This is a genomic window from Roseburia sp. OF03-24 (assembly GCF_003463035.1).
GTDB classification, from domain to species: domain Bacteria; phylum Bacillota; class Clostridia; order Lachnospirales; family Lachnospiraceae; genus Roseburia; species Roseburia rectibacter.
The window spans coordinates 1-502 of the sequence record NZ_QSCK01000102.1 but is presented as its reverse complement, the minus strand read 5'-3'; the positions used below and the strand labels follow the sequence as shown (position 1 = coordinate 502).

The following is a 502-nucleotide window of genomic DNA, read 5'->3' as shown; positions in this document are numbered from 1 at the left end:
ATCTATGGGCGTGTAAAAACGGAGGAAGCATTAGGTGAAAAGAATTTTATTCCATTTCGTTTCCAGGGGCAGTATGAGGATGAAGAAACCGAGCTGTACTATAACCGATTCAGGTACTATGATTCGCAGCAGGGACAGTATACGCAGCAGGATCCGATTAGATTAGCGGGCGGGAATCCGACGATTTATGGGTATGTTAAAGATGTAAATATATGGGTTGATGTGTTTGGTTTAGATTCCTTTTTTAGATCTATGAGTAGGGAAGAGTTTTTCGATATTCAAGATTTTGGTTGGAGAGCTTCAGCCTCTGGAATGTCAGGAAAATGGTTTGCTGATAGTTATGAGGATGCTATTGTGTTTGGTCAAAAAATGGGACATGGTGTAGACACTAAGTTTTATGTTATTGAGGTTGATATTCCAGATTATATTGTGGACAATGCATTTAGAAATCCAGGTAAGCATGATGGAATAGGGGCAGCTTCTTATTTTGAAGTTGAAGATT

1 protein-coding gene is annotated in these 502 nt (G+C 39.0%); it reads left to right on the top strand.

Features of this window, described 5'->3' with window-relative positions:
* Window positions 1–502: RHS repeat-associated core domain-containing protein (locus DXA60_RS18575; RefSeq protein ID WP_147345421.1), on the top strand; the 502-nt coding region annotated here is incomplete at both ends.